Annotated in this window: 19 protein-coding genes; 12 read left to right on the forward strand and 7 right to left on the reverse strand. The window is 61.0% G+C overall.

Annotated features, from left to right (window positions below):
- Positions 1-265: 265 nt before the first annotated feature.
- From VHE12_03220 to VHE12_03265, 10 genes are all read left to right on the forward strand, one after another.
- Positions 266-1,045: an aldo/keto reductase gene (locus tag VHE12_03220; protein ID HVZ79793.1), complete on the forward strand. Its 780-nt coding sequence runs from the start codon at positions 266-268 to the stop codon at positions 1,043-1,045.
- A gap of 366 nt (positions 1,046-1,411) precedes the next feature.
- Positions 1,412-1,675, forward strand: coding sequence for a hypothetical protein (locus tag VHE12_03225; GenBank protein ID HVZ79794.1), 264 nt, complete (start codon positions 1,412-1,414; stop codon positions 1,673-1,675).
- A gap of 114 nt (positions 1,676-1,789) precedes the next feature.
- Entirely contained in the window at positions 1,790-2,125 is a 336-nt protein-coding gene (locus VHE12_03230; GenBank protein ID HVZ79795.1) for a helix-turn-helix transcriptional regulator, read from the forward strand.
- A 7-nt stretch (positions 2,126-2,132) separates the two neighbouring features.
- The gene (locus tag VHE12_03235) at positions 2,133-3,692 is read left to right on the forward strand and encodes an alpha-amylase family glycosyl hydrolase (GenBank protein ID HVZ79796.1); all 1,560 of its coding nucleotides are present in this window, start codon (positions 2,133-2,135) and stop codon (positions 3,690-3,692) included.
- 79 nt (positions 3,693-3,771) lie between these two features.
- Complete coding sequence (locus VHE12_03240) at positions 3,772-4,419, forward strand: peroxiredoxin-like family protein (protein ID HVZ79797.1); 648 nt, start codon at positions 3,772-3,774, stop codon at positions 4,417-4,419.
- Between the two features lie 99 nt (positions 4,420-4,518).
- Positions 4,519-4,677, forward strand: a complete 159-nt coding sequence (locus VHE12_03245) for a hypothetical protein (GenBank protein ID HVZ79798.1) — start codon at positions 4,519-4,521, stop codon at positions 4,675-4,677.
- Between the two features lie 131 nt (positions 4,678-4,808).
- Entirely contained in the window at positions 4,809-5,246 is a 438-nt protein-coding gene (locus VHE12_03250) for a response regulator (GenBank protein HVZ79799.1), read from the forward strand.
- Between the two features lie 22 nt (positions 5,247-5,268).
- The gene (locus VHE12_03255; GenBank protein ID HVZ79800.1) at positions 5,269-5,622 is read left to right on the forward strand and encodes a hypothetical protein; all 354 of its coding nucleotides are present in this window, start codon (positions 5,269-5,271) and stop codon (positions 5,620-5,622) included.
- 241 nt (positions 5,623-5,863) lie between these two features.
- On the forward strand, positions 5,864-6,151 hold the full coding sequence (locus VHE12_03260) for a hypothetical protein (GenBank protein ID HVZ79801.1): 288 nt from the start codon (positions 5,864-5,866) through the stop codon (positions 6,149-6,151).
- 141 nt (positions 6,152-6,292) lie between these two features.
- On the forward strand, positions 6,293-6,850 hold the full coding sequence (locus VHE12_03265; GenBank protein ID HVZ79802.1) for a hypothetical protein: 558 nt from the start codon (positions 6,293-6,295) through the stop codon (positions 6,848-6,850).
- 31 nt (positions 6,851-6,881) lie between these two features.
- On the opposite strand, the gene VHE12_03270 is transcribed toward VHE12_03265, so the two are convergent.
- From VHE12_03270 to VHE12_03295, 6 genes are all read right to left on the reverse strand, one after another.
- Positions 6,882-7,430: a TonB family protein gene (locus VHE12_03270; protein ID HVZ79803.1), complete on the reverse strand. Its 549-nt coding sequence runs from the start codon at positions 7,428-7,430 to the stop codon at positions 6,882-6,884.
- 1 nt (position 7,431) lies between these two features.
- Entirely contained in the window at positions 7,432-7,839 is a 408-nt protein-coding gene (locus VHE12_03275) for a biopolymer transporter ExbD (GenBank protein ID HVZ79804.1), read from the reverse strand.
- Position 7,840: 1 nt separating this feature from the next.
- The gene (locus VHE12_03280; protein HVZ79805.1) at positions 7,841-8,443 is read right to left on the reverse strand and encodes a MotA/TolQ/ExbB proton channel family protein; all 603 of its coding nucleotides are present in this window, start codon (positions 8,441-8,443) and stop codon (positions 7,841-7,843) included.
- A 576-nt stretch (positions 8,444-9,019) separates the two neighbouring features.
- A complete protein-coding gene (locus VHE12_03285) occupies positions 9,020-9,712 on the reverse strand; it encodes a DNA-binding protein (protein ID HVZ79806.1) in 693 nt (230 codons plus the stop codon).
- A gap of 24 nt (positions 9,713-9,736) precedes the next feature.
- The gene (locus tag VHE12_03290; GenBank protein HVZ79807.1) at positions 9,737-10,162 is read right to left on the reverse strand and encodes a DUF2231 domain-containing protein; all 426 of its coding nucleotides are present in this window, start codon (positions 10,160-10,162) and stop codon (positions 9,737-9,739) included.
- A gap of 31 nt (positions 10,163-10,193) precedes the next feature.
- Positions 10,194-10,541, reverse strand: coding sequence for a hypothetical protein (locus VHE12_03295; protein ID HVZ79808.1), 348 nt, complete (start codon positions 10,539-10,541; stop codon positions 10,194-10,196).
- A gap of 229 nt (positions 10,542-10,770) precedes the next feature.
- On the opposite strand from VHE12_03295, the gene VHE12_03300 reads away from it, so the two are divergent.
- Together VHE12_03300 and VHE12_03305 are read left to right on the forward strand one after the other, a co-directional pair.
- Positions 10,771-12,084 (forward strand): chloride channel protein, encoded by a 1,314-nt coding sequence (locus VHE12_03300; GenBank protein ID HVZ79809.1) that lies wholly within the window; start codon positions 10,771-10,773, stop codon positions 12,082-12,084.
- 81 nt (positions 12,085-12,165) lie between these two features.
- Entirely contained in the window at positions 12,166-13,239 is a 1,074-nt protein-coding gene (locus tag VHE12_03305; protein ID HVZ79810.1) for a hypothetical protein, read from the forward strand.
- Between the two features lie 11 nt (positions 13,240-13,250).
- Here the strand turns inward: VHE12_03305 and VHE12_03310 are convergent, their stop codons facing one another.
- A complete protein-coding gene (locus VHE12_03310) occupies positions 13,251-13,712 on the reverse strand; it encodes a hypothetical protein (GenBank protein HVZ79811.1) in 462 nt (153 codons plus the stop codon).
- Positions 13,713-13,732 lie beyond the last annotated feature (20 nt).

Raw genomic sequence — 13,732 nt, forward strand, 5'->3', positions numbered from 1 at the left:
GGGACACCTGCCACTCGGCCCACCAGCCGAGTGGCGTTCTTGGTTGTGCCGAGTCGCGGCGCCGTCGCTTGCGACGGGCGCCAAAACCGGGCGGGCAGGTTCCCTAAATGATCCATCTCCCTTTGCCCAATGGCCGTTCCATGCCCGCCCCAGAACTCGGGACACCTGCCACTCGGCCCACCAGCCGAGTGGCGTTCTTGGTTGTGCCGAGTCGCGGCGCCGTCGCTTGCGACGGGCGCCAAAACCGGGCGGGCAGGTTCCCTAAATGATCCATCTCCCTTTGCCGAATGGCCGCTCCATGCCCGCCCTGGGACTCGGCACCTGGAACCTCCGGGACAACGACTGCGTGGCGGTGGTGCGCATGGCCCTCCAGGCGGGTTACCGGCATATCGACACCGCCGAGATGTACGGCAACGAGACCGAGATCGGCCAGGCCCTGGCCGACTCCGGCGTGCCCCGGGAGGAGCTCTTCCTCACGACCAAGGTCTGGACCAACCACCATCGGGAGAAGGATTTCATCCGCGCCGCCGAGGATTCGCTCCGTCGCCTCAAGACCGACCACGTGGACCTGCTCCTCATCCATTGGCCCAACGAAGCCGTGGCCCTGGAAGAGACCCTGCGGGCCCTTAGCCGCCTGGCCCATCAGGGCAAGACCCTCTCCATCGGCGTCAGCAATTTCCCGCTGGAACTCCTCAAGAAGGCCCAGGCCCTCGCCGACCGGCCCATCGCTTGCGACCAGGTCCCCTTGAGCCTCGACCATCCGCAGGATGCCCTGCTCCCCTACGCCTTCCAACAGAAGGTGGTGGTCTGCGCCTATACGCCCCTGGAAAAGGGAAAGTTCCTGGGCCGCAGGGACCTGGCAGAGATCGGGAAGAGGCATGGCAAGACCCCCGCCCAGGTGGCGCTCCGGTGGCTCATCCAACAGGGCGGCATCGCCGCCATCCCCAAGGCGGCCGGAAGCCTGCACTTGAGGGAGAACATCGGCATCTTCGATTTCGAGCTGACGGCGGAAGAGATGGAGCTCTTGAAGGCCCCTCGGAACTAAGCCCGGACCCTGGTCCGAACCCCGAAAACCGGTCCAACAAGAACGCTGATCGAGAAATTGGATCTTCTGAGCGGCAAGAGGTCGGAAGATCCTCTCAAGGACCGCGAAGGACCCTTCGACCTTTGTCTTGTTCCCATCCATGGCGTCAAAAACGAGCGCATCGTCCTGAACTGCGCCGAACCGGAAAAAAGATCCGTTCCCAACGGGTGCGGTATCCAATAAACCTTTAAACAAAGGACCCTCGCCCCATTCCCGCCTCCCATACCCCCTTTTCTATCGAATACCTCTATTCATTTCCCCCCTCAACCCCTAAGGTATAGCCCGTTTCGCACAAAACTGGCCCCGAGCCTTTATAAGGAAATCACAATGGAAGATCAGAACAACAATCCCCAGGAGACGGTGGCGGCCGCTGAGCCAACACCCGCGCCCACGCCCGATGCGACCAAGAAGGCCCCGGAAACCTCGAAAGCGGCCGCAGCCCCGACGGCACCGGCCACGCCCGTGAAGATGGAACTCCCGAAGACGACCGGGACCACGCCCGGCGGGTGGAACCGTTTCGCCGACCCCAAGCGCACCAACAATAAGTTCAAGCCCAAGGGCAACCGGGACGGGTTCCGGGGCCGCCACTAAGCCCACCGGGCGGATCGAGGGAGCGCTATTCCCCCTTCATCCGTCCTGATATCCTAAAAAGGCGTTGATGGAAGGGGTCGGCCCGGCGGCCGGCTCCCAACGCCAGGAGGGATCATGAACATCCGCGCGAAAAAGCCGAAGAAGGTCAAAAAGGCCGTTCTGGCCCGCTGGAAGAAAGAACACCTGCACCTTTACAAGGCCGCCCAGAACCCCACCCCCAAGCACCGCCTCGGGGCCAATGTCACCACCTTCCGCTTGAGGAAGGGCATGACCCAAAAGGCCCTGGCCGCCAAGGCCAAGGTCCCCCACCCTGTCCTGAAGAAGATCGAGGAGGCCCATCCGAGGTCCAACCCCACCCAGAGCGTCATCGAAAAGATCGCCCTGGCCCTGCATGTGGACGTCATCGACCTTTATAGGTTCATGGAGCAGTCCGAAAGTATCATCCGCTGATCCTTCCATGAACCGACCCCCTTCCTGGCTCGAGAACGCCCTTTTCTATCAGGTCTATCCCCAGAGTTACTACGATTCCAACGGCGACGGCATCGGCGACCTGCCGGGACTCACGCGAAAGCTCGACTACATCCGGTCCATGGGTTTCAACGCCCTCTGGATCAACCCCTGCTTCGTCTCCCCCTTCCAGGACGCGGGCTACGACGTAGCGGACTTTTACCGCATCGCCCCGCGCTACGGCACCAACGCCGACGCCAAGCGCCTCTTTGCCGAGGCCAGAAAGCGCGGTATCCGTGTCTGCCTGGACCTGGTGCCGGGACACACCTCCATCGATCACCCCTGGTTCCGGATGGCCTCCCGCGCCGGCCGCAACCGCTATAGTGACCGCTATGTCTGGGCCGACGGCCATTCGGAGATCCACGAACCCGGCTTGAACCTCATCCGGGGCCTGGCCGAGCGCTCCGTGGGCTACGCGGCCAACTATTACTATTCCCAGCCTTCGCTCAACTATGGTTTCGCCCATCCCGATCCCAAGAAGCCCTGGCAGCAGGGGGTGGACCACCCGGGCCCCAAGGCCACCGCGGCCGAGATGCTCCGCATCATGCTCTTCTGGATGAAGTTGGGAGCCTCGGGATTCCGCGTGGACATGGCCGGTTCGCTGGTGAAGGGCGACCCGGACGGCCAGGCCACGATCCGCCTCTGGCGGAAGCTCTCGGGCGCCTTGAAGCGCCGCTACCCCGAGGCTTTCCTCATTTCCGAATGGTCCGACCCCTCCCGGGCCATCCAGGCCGGCTTCGACGCCGATTTCCTGCTTCACTTCGGCCCCCACGCCGGGGCCTACCTTTCCCTGTTCCGCGACGGGAAAAAGAGCTTCTTTCATTCCTCGGGCCAAGGCGACATCACCCTCTTCCTCAAGACCTTCCAGCACCTGACGAAAGAGGCTGGAAGCCGTGGCTATGTTTGCGTGCCCTCGGGCAACCACGATTTTTCCCGAATTTCCCGTTACCTGGGTCCCAAGGAATTGAAGACTTCTTTCGCGTTCCTTTTGACGCTACCCGGCGTTCCCTTCGTGTATTACGGCGACGAGATCGGCATGTCCTACCTGGAGAAGACCCCCACTAAGGAAGGGGGCTACGAGAGGACGGGCACACGGACCCCCATGCAATGGGACAAAGGCCGCAACAAAGGCTTCTCGACGGCCAGGCCCACAAAACTTTACCTGCCGGTGGACCCATCGCCCAAAGCTCCCGATGTGGCGTCCCAGGAAAAAGACCCTTCTTCCCTGCTGGCCACCGTGCGGGCCCTGGCCGCCCTCCGGCACGCCCACCCGGCGTTGCAGGCCAAGGGTTCCTTCCAGGTGCTCTCCAAGGGCCGACACCAGCCGCTTGCCTACCTCCGGGAAAGGGACGGCCAGAAGCTGCTGGTCGTGATCCAGCCGGGCCGTCAAAAGGCCCGCTTCCAACTGTCCCGGGGCGCCTGGCCTCTGCCCCTCTTGACCCAGGGAGCGCGCATTCACCGGGGCGCGATCGAACTGGCGGGGACCTCTTTCGGGATCTTTCAGCTCTAAAGACAAAAGGACGGCCTTTCCGTAACCCGGGACGTCCCAAGGGGGTAATGCCTTCCAAATCCCTCTCGCTAGGAGCCCCATGAAACGCATCCTTTCCGTTGCCGCCTTGATCCTCAGCCTCGCCTCCACCTTCCCGACCCAGGCTTCCGAAAACACCGTCGGCAAGGTCTCCAAGAACGCCCAAGCGGTCGCGCCCCTTCAAAAGGGCGACCGGGTCCCCGACGGGGTCCTGCGCACCGTGGCGGGCAAGAAGGTGCGCCTCAAGAAGCTCCTGGCCGAACAGCCCAGCCTTCTCATCTTCTACCGAGGTAGTTGGTGCCCCTACTGCAACGCCCACCTGGGAGCGCTCCAGGGGATCCAGAAGGACCTTACCGCCCTGGGCTGGCGCACACTGGCCATCAGCCCCGACGACGCCACCCACCTGAAGGAAATGGCGGGAAAGCACGAACTGACCTATACCCTGCTCACCGACCGGGGACTGGCCCTGGCGAAAAAATTCGGGCTGGTCTTCCGCTTGGACGCCATGACACAAGAGAAGTACCGCAAGTGGAACATCAAGCTCGATGAAGCCTCGGGCGGTTCGAACCAGGACGAGCTGCCCGTACCGGCGGCCTACCTGGTGGGCCGGGACGGGACCATCCTCTTCTCGCACTTCGATCCCGATTACAAGGTTCGCATCGACCCGAAGGAGCTCCTGAAGGCCGCCCAGGAACACCGGAGGGACTAAGGCCCGTCCGCTCCGCCTTTATTTTCCCCATCCATATCTATTCGCCCCCGGAAGCCCTAGGCTGGCCTGGCCACCATTCCGCCGCTTCAAGGAGCCGTCATGACCAAGCAAAAAGGACCCAAGAAAGCCAAGACCCTCTTCATGATCAAGCGCCTGGACCGCAAGAAGGTCCGCCATTTGAAGGGTGAGGCCCTGTCGAAGGCCATGGTGGACCTGGAAGCCAAGTGGCAGAAGGCCGCCGCCCTGGGTAAACGCTAGGCCCTCGGCCGGTCGGTCGTTTTTAGGGCGCCTTTCTTCGGACAGGGAATTGAAAAAGCCGTCCCCCGGCATGATGATTTTTGAAAGGGCGGATGGGTCCGACAGCCCTTTCCTATACGGAGGAGGGACATATGGCGACGATTTTGGAAGTTTCCAAAAAGACCGTGGAGGTCCTGATGGTGGAGGACCACGCGGCCGACAGCTTCTTCATGCGGCAGGCGTTGAAGAACAGCCGCCATCCCATCCATGTGGAGATGATCACCGACGGTGAGACCGCCCTCGAATATCTGCGCCGCCAGGCCGGCCGTGGCAGCCTTCCCGACCTGATCCTGTTGGACCTGAGCCTGCCGGGCAAGGACGGCCGCGAAGTCCTGGCGGAGATCAAAGTGGACCCCCGCCTGGAGAACATCCCTTTGGTCGTGGTGTCCGGTTCCAGCAACGCCTCGGACGTGCTGGACAGCCGGGAGCTGGAAAGCGACTTCTATCTGGTGAAACCCTTGAACATGCTGGAGTTCCCCGCCCTTCCCCGTGTGGTGGACCGGATCCTGGAGGGCCGGGCGAAGGGTTGACCGGTCCCGTCCTTCCCGAACCATGCGCTTCCTGATCCTTCCGCTTTCCCTGTTCCTGGTCTTTCCCGCCTGGGTCCGGCCCGACACGGCCGGGAAACCCACACCGGCCTTGCGCTCCAAGAAAAAGGTCCTGGCCACCCCGAACCTTAAAAGAACGGCGAATCCCGCCCTTCGAACGGTCAAGAAAAATAAGGCAGCCGATGATCGGCTATCGGAGGGATCGAAAAGGGCTTTGGAGGAAGAAAAGAGCCTTGGGAAGGACGACCTGGACCTGCAGGGTCGGGAGCAAAGGGAAGGCGACCGGACGAAGAGCCTGAAAAAGATATTGAAGACCAAGCATGAAAAGACCAAGGATTCGATCTCGAACGTCCACTGAACCCACCACAGTGGATAAGCAAGGCCGGACCATCCCCTGTCCGGTTTCTTCACAGCCCTGCCAAGTTTAGCGACAGCTTTCCGGGTGCCGCGGATCCCTGCGTCTTTTTCTTGCGGACCTTCCGTGCGGGTAGCACACTGGCAGGGGTCAGGCGAGGCAAGACCCAAAGGCCTACCTCCCCATGACCCCGCGAACGGACCTCCACGGATAGAGAAGGCCCACCTCCTGAAAGAGGTGGCTCATGGCCGACCCCAAGGCCGGGACGAATTGGAGAAAGGACCAGGTCATCCTGGTCATACGGAACATCTACCACTGCAACAAGGTCTTCCCTTCCTACGGATATGTCGAACGGACCTATCCGGAGCTCCTGGACGCCGCCTGGGTCCTGTTCGGCCCTTGGGAGAACGCCCTGGTCGCCGCGAAGATCATCTTCCCCGCCTTCGATCCCGACATGTTCTTTGACCACGAGCTCTGCATCTGGGCGCACGATTCCTTGACGGACCCCATCGGCCGCCGCACGGTCCTGTAGGGACGCCGGAGGCCAAGAACCCACCCGACAAAGAAAGTGCTTTCTTCATTTCGCGGACCCGCGAGGGAGGAGCGGGCTTATCATGCCAGGAGCCCGGTCCTGTTCGGCCGGGGATATGGCCGGAATGGATCGGGACCCCTTATGCAACCCTTCTTCAAAAGAGACAAGACCGACTATTCCGGGATCGCCCGCCAGATCATCAAGAACACCGGCCTGGACGAGAACCTGGGGATCCTTCGCCAGAAGAAGCACGTCCATCCCTCCAAGCCCCGGGAGACGCTCAAGCTCATCCTCTCCTTGAGCACCGTCAACCTGGCCCAGACCCTCAAGTCCGACTTCATCGTCCAGGAGGTCCCGGAGGAGGTCCGCGAGGGCATCCTGAAGGAATATGTGCACGAGAGCCTGCGACAACAGGAACTCATGCGCCTCGCGGGCGCCGAGATCGCCGCGCTTTATCCGGAGGTCATGGCCGTCGTGGCGGAGCTGCAGAACTTCTGGAGCGAATCGGAGGACCCGCAGGGTTCGGGCCCGGGCCCGCGTTATTTCTGCGTGAAGGAAGTGCTCCGGCGCCTCGGCGGGGACGTGAACTATGACCTGCGCGACGCCCTTTTCGAATTGATGTACCTTCAATACCGCCACTACCACAAATTCTTCCAGTCCCATCTTTCCCAACCGGACCCTAAGGGACCCGGTCCCTAACGCCCGTTCGGCCGGGCATTCCGGGGATGTTTCAGGGATCGAGCCGGAACCGCACCGGGATATCGGTCTCGGTGGAGATGGCCACGCCGCCCAGGCGCGCCGGTTTGAACTTCCAATCCCGGACCGTGGCGAGCGCGGCTTCGTCCAGGAGCGGGAACCCCGAGCTGGCCTTCAACAGGACCCCGGTGACATTCCCTTCCGCGTCGATGGAGACCCTCAGGGTCACCCTGCCCTGCTGCTTGGCCAACCGCGCTTCCAACGGATAGGGCGGTGGCGGGTTCCGAAGATAGGAAGGCCTATCGGCCGTGCCGCTCTGGGCCGGGCCCTTCGCCTGGGGATCCTCCGGGGCGGGGACAGGCCGGGCTTTGGGACGGACCCTAGCGGCTTCGTCGGAAAAGTCCTCCAGGCTCACCACCTGCTCCTCGGGGCGCCGCGCCTTGGGCGCCTCACCCGCCTGGGCCGCCTGCCCCCTCAGGCCATATTCGACCCGGGTGCTCAAGCCCAGGCTTCCCAGGACAAAGACCGCTGCGTGGAGGAGGATCGCCAGGGCGAAACAGGTCCGAAGGGTGGCATCCCGCATTTCATTTTCCCTGGGTGCGGATCGCGGTTCGCTTGACGCCGGCCTTGCGGACATCGTCCAGCACCGAGACCACCGTTCCGAAATCCGCCGCCTTGTCCCCGTGGACCATCACCTTCGGGTCCGGATCGGCGGCGACCAGGCCCTGCAGGCGGGCGGGAAGGTCCTTCAGGTCCAGGGCCTCCTTGTTCCAGAAGATCTTCCCTTCTTTCGTGACGGCGAGGATGACGGCCGCCTTCTCAGGACTGGCTTGCGAACTGCGGGCCCCGGGCAGGTTCACGGGGATCGAGCGGTCCTGGATCATGGAGAGGGACACCATGATGAAGGTGGCCAAGAGGAAGAACATCACGTCGATCAAGGGGATGATCTCCAGGCGGGCCCGACGCCGGGCGACCGGGGAAGGGATGATCATGTCACTTCCCGGCCTTCTGGATCAGCAGTTCGGCCCGGGTGCCCGCATCCTCCATCTCGCGGCGGGCGGCCTCCAGACGGGCGTTGAGGAAGTTGAAGGGGATGAGCGCCGTGATGGCGATGACCAGCCCGAAGGCGGTGGCGATGAGGGCCTCCGCGATGCCGCCGGTCAGGGCCGCGGGGGCCTGCAGTTCCGAATCCCCCAAGAGGCCGAAGGAACGGATGAGCCCGGTCACGGTGCCCAAAAGCCCCATCAAGGGCGCCAGGGTGATGGCCGTGTCTAGGAGCGCCAGGCCCCGGCTGAAGCGCGCGAGCTCCCGGGCCGCCGCCTGCAGGTAGGCGCCAGAAAAGGAAGTGGCGCGGTTCTCCAGACCATAGGCGAGGGCGCGGGCGGCGAAATCCGTCGAGCCCTTCCCCGCCGCTTGGGCGGCGTCCCATTGGCCCTTTTCCAGCTTCGTGAAGAAGGCCTCGACGTCCGCCGGACGCCGGGAACGGCCCTCGCGCAGGATGAACCAGAGGCGCTCCAAGGCGACCGTCACGGTCGCCAGGGACACCGCCAACAGGGGCCACATCAGCGGCCCGCCCTTCATGAAGAATTGGATCACGTCGTCCTCCTCAAGGGCCCCATCCTAATCCCCGCGTCGCGCGCCTTCAAACCCCCAGGTGATGGGCCCCGGCCCATCGAACGATACCAGAACGATCGGTCGCCTTCAGGAATATAAGTTGTCCGTCCTGCCGATTTGGCTACAATAACCCCCCTGACTTAGGCCCTTTGCGCGGGCTACAATTAGGGCTGTGGTTCGACACTTCGGCTTTATGGCCAGGTGGCCCACCACAATGGAGGGTTAGTCCTAATTGGTAAGGCAGTGGACTTGAAATTCTTTCAGGGCTTTTCCGAAATTTCCGACTAAAAATCTCAGTCCCCAGCACATAAACAAAAGCCTTTGCCTGCAATGGTTTCGCGGGCAAAGGCTTTTTTCATTTAGACGGTTGGTGATGGCCGCCGACGAGAAAGTAACCGAAAAGATGGGTTCCAATGACACGGTTATGACACAGGCAGGGAAGTGGACTTCCGCCATTGCCTGATAGGGCTTTATGGGCAGTGGACCCCTTCCCGTGTCATTCCCGTGTCATTCAGCCCGGGATCCGCCTTGGAGAGGAACGGGTTTTGCCGAAATCCTTTAGGCCTTACCGGCCTCCGGTTCCAATTGAAATGAAGCCGGCCTGTTCTTCACCGGCTTATGCTTATAGACATGGAAAACACAGCGGCCGTCCCCCGACTGGAACCTTTCTTCTCGCACCACCTTCACGCCTAAAAGTTGGGTCAGGACCGATACGCTGACACTGCATAAGGCTGGTTGGCGTGAAGCGACGTTCAAGAACGGGCAGTTCCCTTCCACCATGCGGAAACCATCGGCGGTCTCGGTCACGGACAGGAAGGGATCCTTTTCCAAATACAGGTCTTTGAGGCAATTGACCTTATCGCGGAGGGGTTTCCCTTCCAATACGGGCCGCCATTTCCTGACCCTGGTCTCCGTCATATCGGAAAGAAGCCGGCGCAGGGCAGGAGGCCCCAACCTCCGGCCGATGGTCTCCAATAGCTCAGCCGCCAAAGCGTCGTAATCCTTGGGGAAAAAATGGTCCCCCAAAGGGGTCAGGCCATACCGGACCGTGGGCCGTCCACTGCGGACCTTGGCCTCGCGAAGGACCTCTTTTTCCACCCAACCTTGCCGGTGAAGCCCGAGGAGTTGCTGCCGGACGGCCTCCTTCGTGACCTTCATTTCGTGGGCGAGTTGGGCCATGGTCAAGGCCCCCTGTCTTTTCAATAACAGGAGGATGGACCTGTTGGAGTGGGAAAGATTCTCTAATTTCATCCGTGGGGCCTGATGTTCATGTTGTTATCGATCATAGCCTACGCCATGCCGGTAAACCAACTGCCCTCCCAGCCAGCCGCCGAAGAGAAGGACCAGGGTCCCCGATCCCGAAAGCAAAAGCCCGGGCAGGGGCCGCCACGGCTCGGCGGCGGGAGTTTCCCTATGGAAATAAAGGCTGACCCCAAAAAGGCAAAAGGCCGTCAACATGGCCCCCATGTGGAACATCCCCGTCCGAAGGGCCCCGGACTTGCCATCCGGGATCTTCATCAGATCGTAAAAGCCGGTCGTGGCCGTCACGATCCCGAAGCCCATGCCAAAAGCGATGTTCCAAAACGAGAAGGCCCGCCAGAACTCCCCTCCCCACCCGGCATGGACCAGGTCCCCCAGGAAGGCCGCCACCCACAATGCCAACGGAAAATGGGTAAAGGGGGCATGGAGCGGATGACCCATCGGCCTGAAAGCGCCTTCCCGATGGATCATTTCAGGCCGGGAAAAAGGCCGCTAACAGGAGCAGGATGAAAGCGGCAACGGCGACAAGGGCGTGGATGATCACGACCGGGCTTGGTAACGGCTTTTTCCTCAGGTGAAAGGAGAACAGGAAGAAACCTCCCAAAGCCGCCACCAGGAACAAGCCGAGCGAAAGGGCGACTTTCGAGGCGGTCCCTCCCTGCAAGAGGAAGACCAGCAAGGTCACCAAGCCTGCCGCTCCCAGGAGCCCGTGGAGCAAGGCCAATGGAAGGGGGAGGTTCTTCTTCTTGAAATGGAGAACCGCCAGGATCAAACCACCCACAGCGGCGACGGCGAACAACCCGACAGCGATCAAAAGCATAAGGCCTCCTTTAGGATCGAAGATCTTCCCGGACTATAAAGGGCCCCTTTTAATAAAACAAGTAAATACTTGTTTTATTAGGTTAAGGGTCCTGGGTCCGTTGCAATTCCCGGGGCCTTTTCCGTAAACTCGGGTCATTCCCAGTTGATCGAAAGGAGAAGTTTTGGCCAAGAATAAGGCCTCATCCCGCCGGGCAAAGGGATCCCATCCCCGGACCGGGCCCGGAATCTTGAACGCCAAAACCCCCATCCTTTGCGCGGCCTCCATCGTCATCGCGCTGGTGGTCGGACTGGTGGCCCTGGGCCTGGTCCGTTTGATCGCCTTCTTCACCAACCTTTCCTTTTATCACCGCCTTTCCTTCGAGACCGTCTCCCCGGCGGACAACGGCCTCGGTCCCCTCGTCATCCTGGTCCCCGTGATCGGCGGCGTCATCGTGGGGCTCATGGCCTATTGGGGGCACCAAGCCATCCGGGGACACGGCATACCCGAGGCCATGGAGGTCATCCTTACCAAGGAAAGCCGCATCCACCCGAACCTGACCTGGCTCAAGCCCTTGTCGTCGGCCATTTCCATAGGCACAGGCGGTCCTTTCGGTGCCGAGGGGCCCATCATCGCCACAGGTGGGGCGATCGGCTCCGTCGTAGGACAATGGATCGATTTTTCCACGGATGAGCGGAAGATCCTCCTGGCCGCCGGGGCGGCCGCGGGCATGGCGGCCACCTTCGGCGTTTCGGTCTCGGCGGCGCTCCTGGCCATCGAGCTTTTGCTCTTCGAGTTCCATCCCAAATCGATCCTGCCCGTTTCCTTCGCCAGTGCCACCGCCCTGGCCCTGCGCATGCGCCTGGTGGATGCGGCTCCCATGTTCCCCATGCCGGACCTGGCCGTTCCCTCCGGCAAGGCCTTGGCCCTCTATGCCTTGATCGGGTGCCTGGCCGGCCTCTTCGCCATCGGGATCACCAAGGCCGTTTATGCCGTGGAGGACGGCTTCGAACACCTCCCGTTGCATTGGAAATGGTGGCCCGCCTTGGGGGGGATAGCCGTAGGGACCATCGGGCTCTTTTCGCCCAAGACCATGGGGGTAGGCTATGACAACATCGAGCATCTGCTGAAAGGTGATTTCACCTTTTCGCTCATCATAGGCCTCACTATTTTCAAGTTCCTCTCTTGGTGCTTTTCCCTTGGGAGCGGCACCTCAGGGGGCACCCTAGCCCCGCTTTTCACCATCGGCGGAGGGTTAGGATTCCTGATGGCGGGCGGATTGGCCTGGGTCTTCCCCATGGCGGGCCTGGACCCCAAGGTCGGGGCCCTGGTGGGCATGGCCGCCCTTTTTACCGGGGCCTCCCGGGCTTTCCTGACCTCCGTGATCTTCGCTTTCGAATTGACCCACCAACCCCTGGGCCTCCTCCCCCTCTTCCTCAGTTGCTCCGGGGCTTACCTGGTCTCCTGCCTTTTCATGCGCAACACGATCATGACCGAAAAGATCGCCCGGCGCGGTGTCCATGTGCCGCATGGATACACGGGCCATCACCATGGGATCCATTAAGTACACCGTGAGATAAGTCATAGCCACTCGTTGTAAAATGACCCATCCTCTTCCGAAAACAGCGGCCTTCAGGAGCCTGTCTTGCGCCAAATCTCCAAACGCATTCCCCTCGTCCTTTCGGCTCTATTGACCCTGGTATTTGCCGTCTGGGGCGGACTTTTGCGTTTGCAATGGCAATTGCCGGTCCCCCAAGCCAACTGGATCTCTTTTCATGGTCCCCTGATGGTCAGCGGCTTTTTCGGGACCATCATCGGCCTGGCGAGGGCCAGTGCCCTTCGGTCAAAGACCGGCTTGATCGTTCCCTTGGCAACGGTGGCAGGGGCTTGGACCCTTCTATTGGGTGGTCCAGAGAACTGGGGAGCCTTGTTATTCCTGGCCGCAAGCCTGGGTTATCTTTTGGTTTCCATCGGTTTTTTTGGGAAACAACCGGCCTATGCCGCCGCCTTGGCTTTAGGAGGGGGAGCCGGTTGGGCCTGGGGTAATTTGTTTTGGTGGCGGGGGGAACCTATTCCCCACGTCATGGCGGGTTGGCAGATATTGTTCGTCCTGACCATTGCTTCGGAGCGCTTGGAGGCCATTCGGTGGCGGCCTAGCGGATGGCGGGGGGCACTTCTGTTAGTGGACGTTGCTTTGCTTATGACCGGGGTTGTTTTACAGCCTTTTGAACCGGCCATCGGCGTCCGCGTCGCAGGGGCGGGCTTCCTGCTTCTGGCCTTCTGCCTGCTGATATTCGAGAAAGAATGGATCGGCCAAGGAACGGAAGGCTGGAAAACCTACACCAAGACCTGCCTCGTCTCAAGCTACGTTTGGCTGTTCCTCGGGGGATTGGTCGGATCGATCGCCGCTCCGGTGGACTCTGGTTTTGCCTATGATGCTTTACTTCATTGTATTTTCTTGGGGCTCGTCTTTTCGATGGTCTTCAGCCATGCGCCCCTTCTTTTGCCACGCGTCCTGAAAACACCGGTCCCCTTCCACCGGTTCTTTTATTCCCACTGGTTCCTATTGCAGGCATCCCTGGCGCTCCGGGTGGGTGGGGATATCGCTGGATCAACCCCTCTTCGCCGCTGGGGCGCCCTGTGGAACGCCTTAGCGCTCCTGTTCTTCATTCTCAATACCTTTTGGGCGGTGCGGGAAGGAAGACGGCGAAGGGGCTGATCCTCCGGGGTTCAACGGGCCGCGAAAGCCGGTATCATGGGCCAATTGTGGATGTTGAATTGGATGTCCGTTTCCACCCATTCCTTTTCCGCCTGGGTGAATTCTCCCTCGATCGCCTTGAAAAGCTCATCTTCCTCGAAATAAATGTGCTTGATGAGCTTTGCCGCGAACAACTCCAGCGAACGGGCATCCTTCATTTTCAGCAGCCTCCCCAATTCCTCATGCCCCGAGCGGGCCTTTTCGAGCAAGGGATCGCGCTGTCCGGTATGGAAGGCCAACTGGTCCAATATCCTATCCTCCACCCCAATATGGGCCGCAAGGTCGGTCTTGAAGAACTTGATGGCCTTTTTCCTAAGTTCTTCCAACTCTTTCTTCCCCGGCTTCTCAGCCAACTTCCTTTGGATCGATTTGGCGGCCATCAACCCGAAATGATGGGCATGGGTGATAGGCCATAAGAATTTTTCTCTTTTCATGACGCTCCTCCTTTTCGGCT

This window comes from bacterium (assembly GCA_035549195.1).
Lineage (GTDB): Bacteria > Oederibacteriota > Muellerivitia > Muellerivitales > Muellerivitaceae > DASZRK01.

Bases quoted from the DNA above. Each gene is read 5' to 3' on its own strand.
- VHE12_03250 (HVZ79799.1), top strand. From the start codon at position 4,809: ATGGCGACGATTTTGGAAGTTTCCAAAAAGACCGTGGAGGTCCTGATG.
- VHE12_03225 (HVZ79794.1), top strand. From the start codon at position 1,412: ATGGAAGATCAGAACAACAATCCCCAGGAGACGGTGGCGGCCGCTGAG.
- VHE12_03230 (HVZ79795.1), top strand. From the start codon at position 1,790: ATGAACATCCGCGCGAAAAAGCCGAAGAAGGTCAAAAAGGCCGTTCTG.
- VHE12_03260 (HVZ79801.1), top strand. From the start codon at position 5,864: ATGGCCGACCCCAAGGCCGGGACGAATTGGAGAAAGGACCAGGTCATC.
- VHE12_03290 (HVZ79807.1), bottom strand. From the start codon at position 10,162: ATGGGTCATCCGCTCCATGCCCCCTTTACCCATTTTCCGTTGGCATTG.
- VHE12_03255 (HVZ79800.1), top strand. From the start codon at position 5,269: ATGCGCTTCCTGATCCTTCCGCTTTCCCTGTTCCTGGTCTTTCCCGCC.
- VHE12_03310 (HVZ79811.1), bottom strand. From the start codon at position 13,712: ATGAAAAGAGAAAAATTCTTATGGCCTATCACCCATGCCCATCATTTC.
- VHE12_03270 (HVZ79803.1), bottom strand. From the start codon at position 7,430: ATGCGGGATGCCACCCTTCGGACCTGTTTCGCCCTGGCGATCCTCCTC.
- VHE12_03220 (HVZ79793.1), top strand. From the start codon at position 266: ATGATCCATCTCCCTTTGCCGAATGGCCGCTCCATGCCCGCCCTGGGA.
- VHE12_03235 (HVZ79796.1), top strand. From the start codon at position 2,133: ATGAACCGACCCCCTTCCTGGCTCGAGAACGCCCTTTTCTATCAGGTC.
- VHE12_03265 (HVZ79802.1), top strand. From the start codon at position 6,293: ATGCAACCCTTCTTCAAAAGAGACAAGACCGACTATTCCGGGATCGCC.
- VHE12_03245 (HVZ79798.1), top strand. From the start codon at position 4,519: ATGACCAAGCAAAAAGGACCCAAGAAAGCCAAGACCCTCTTCATGATC.
- VHE12_03285 (HVZ79806.1), bottom strand. From the start codon at position 9,712: ATGAAATTAGAGAATCTTTCCCACTCCAACAGGTCCATCCTCCTGTTA.
- VHE12_03240 (HVZ79797.1), top strand. From the start codon at position 3,772: ATGAAACGCATCCTTTCCGTTGCCGCCTTGATCCTCAGCCTCGCCTCC.
- VHE12_03295 (HVZ79808.1), bottom strand. From the start codon at position 10,541: ATGCTTTTGATCGCTGTCGGGTTGTTCGCCGTCGCCGCTGTGGGTGGT.
- VHE12_03275 (HVZ79804.1), bottom strand. From the start codon at position 7,839: ATGATCATCCCTTCCCCGGTCGCCCGGCGTCGGGCCCGCCTGGAGATC.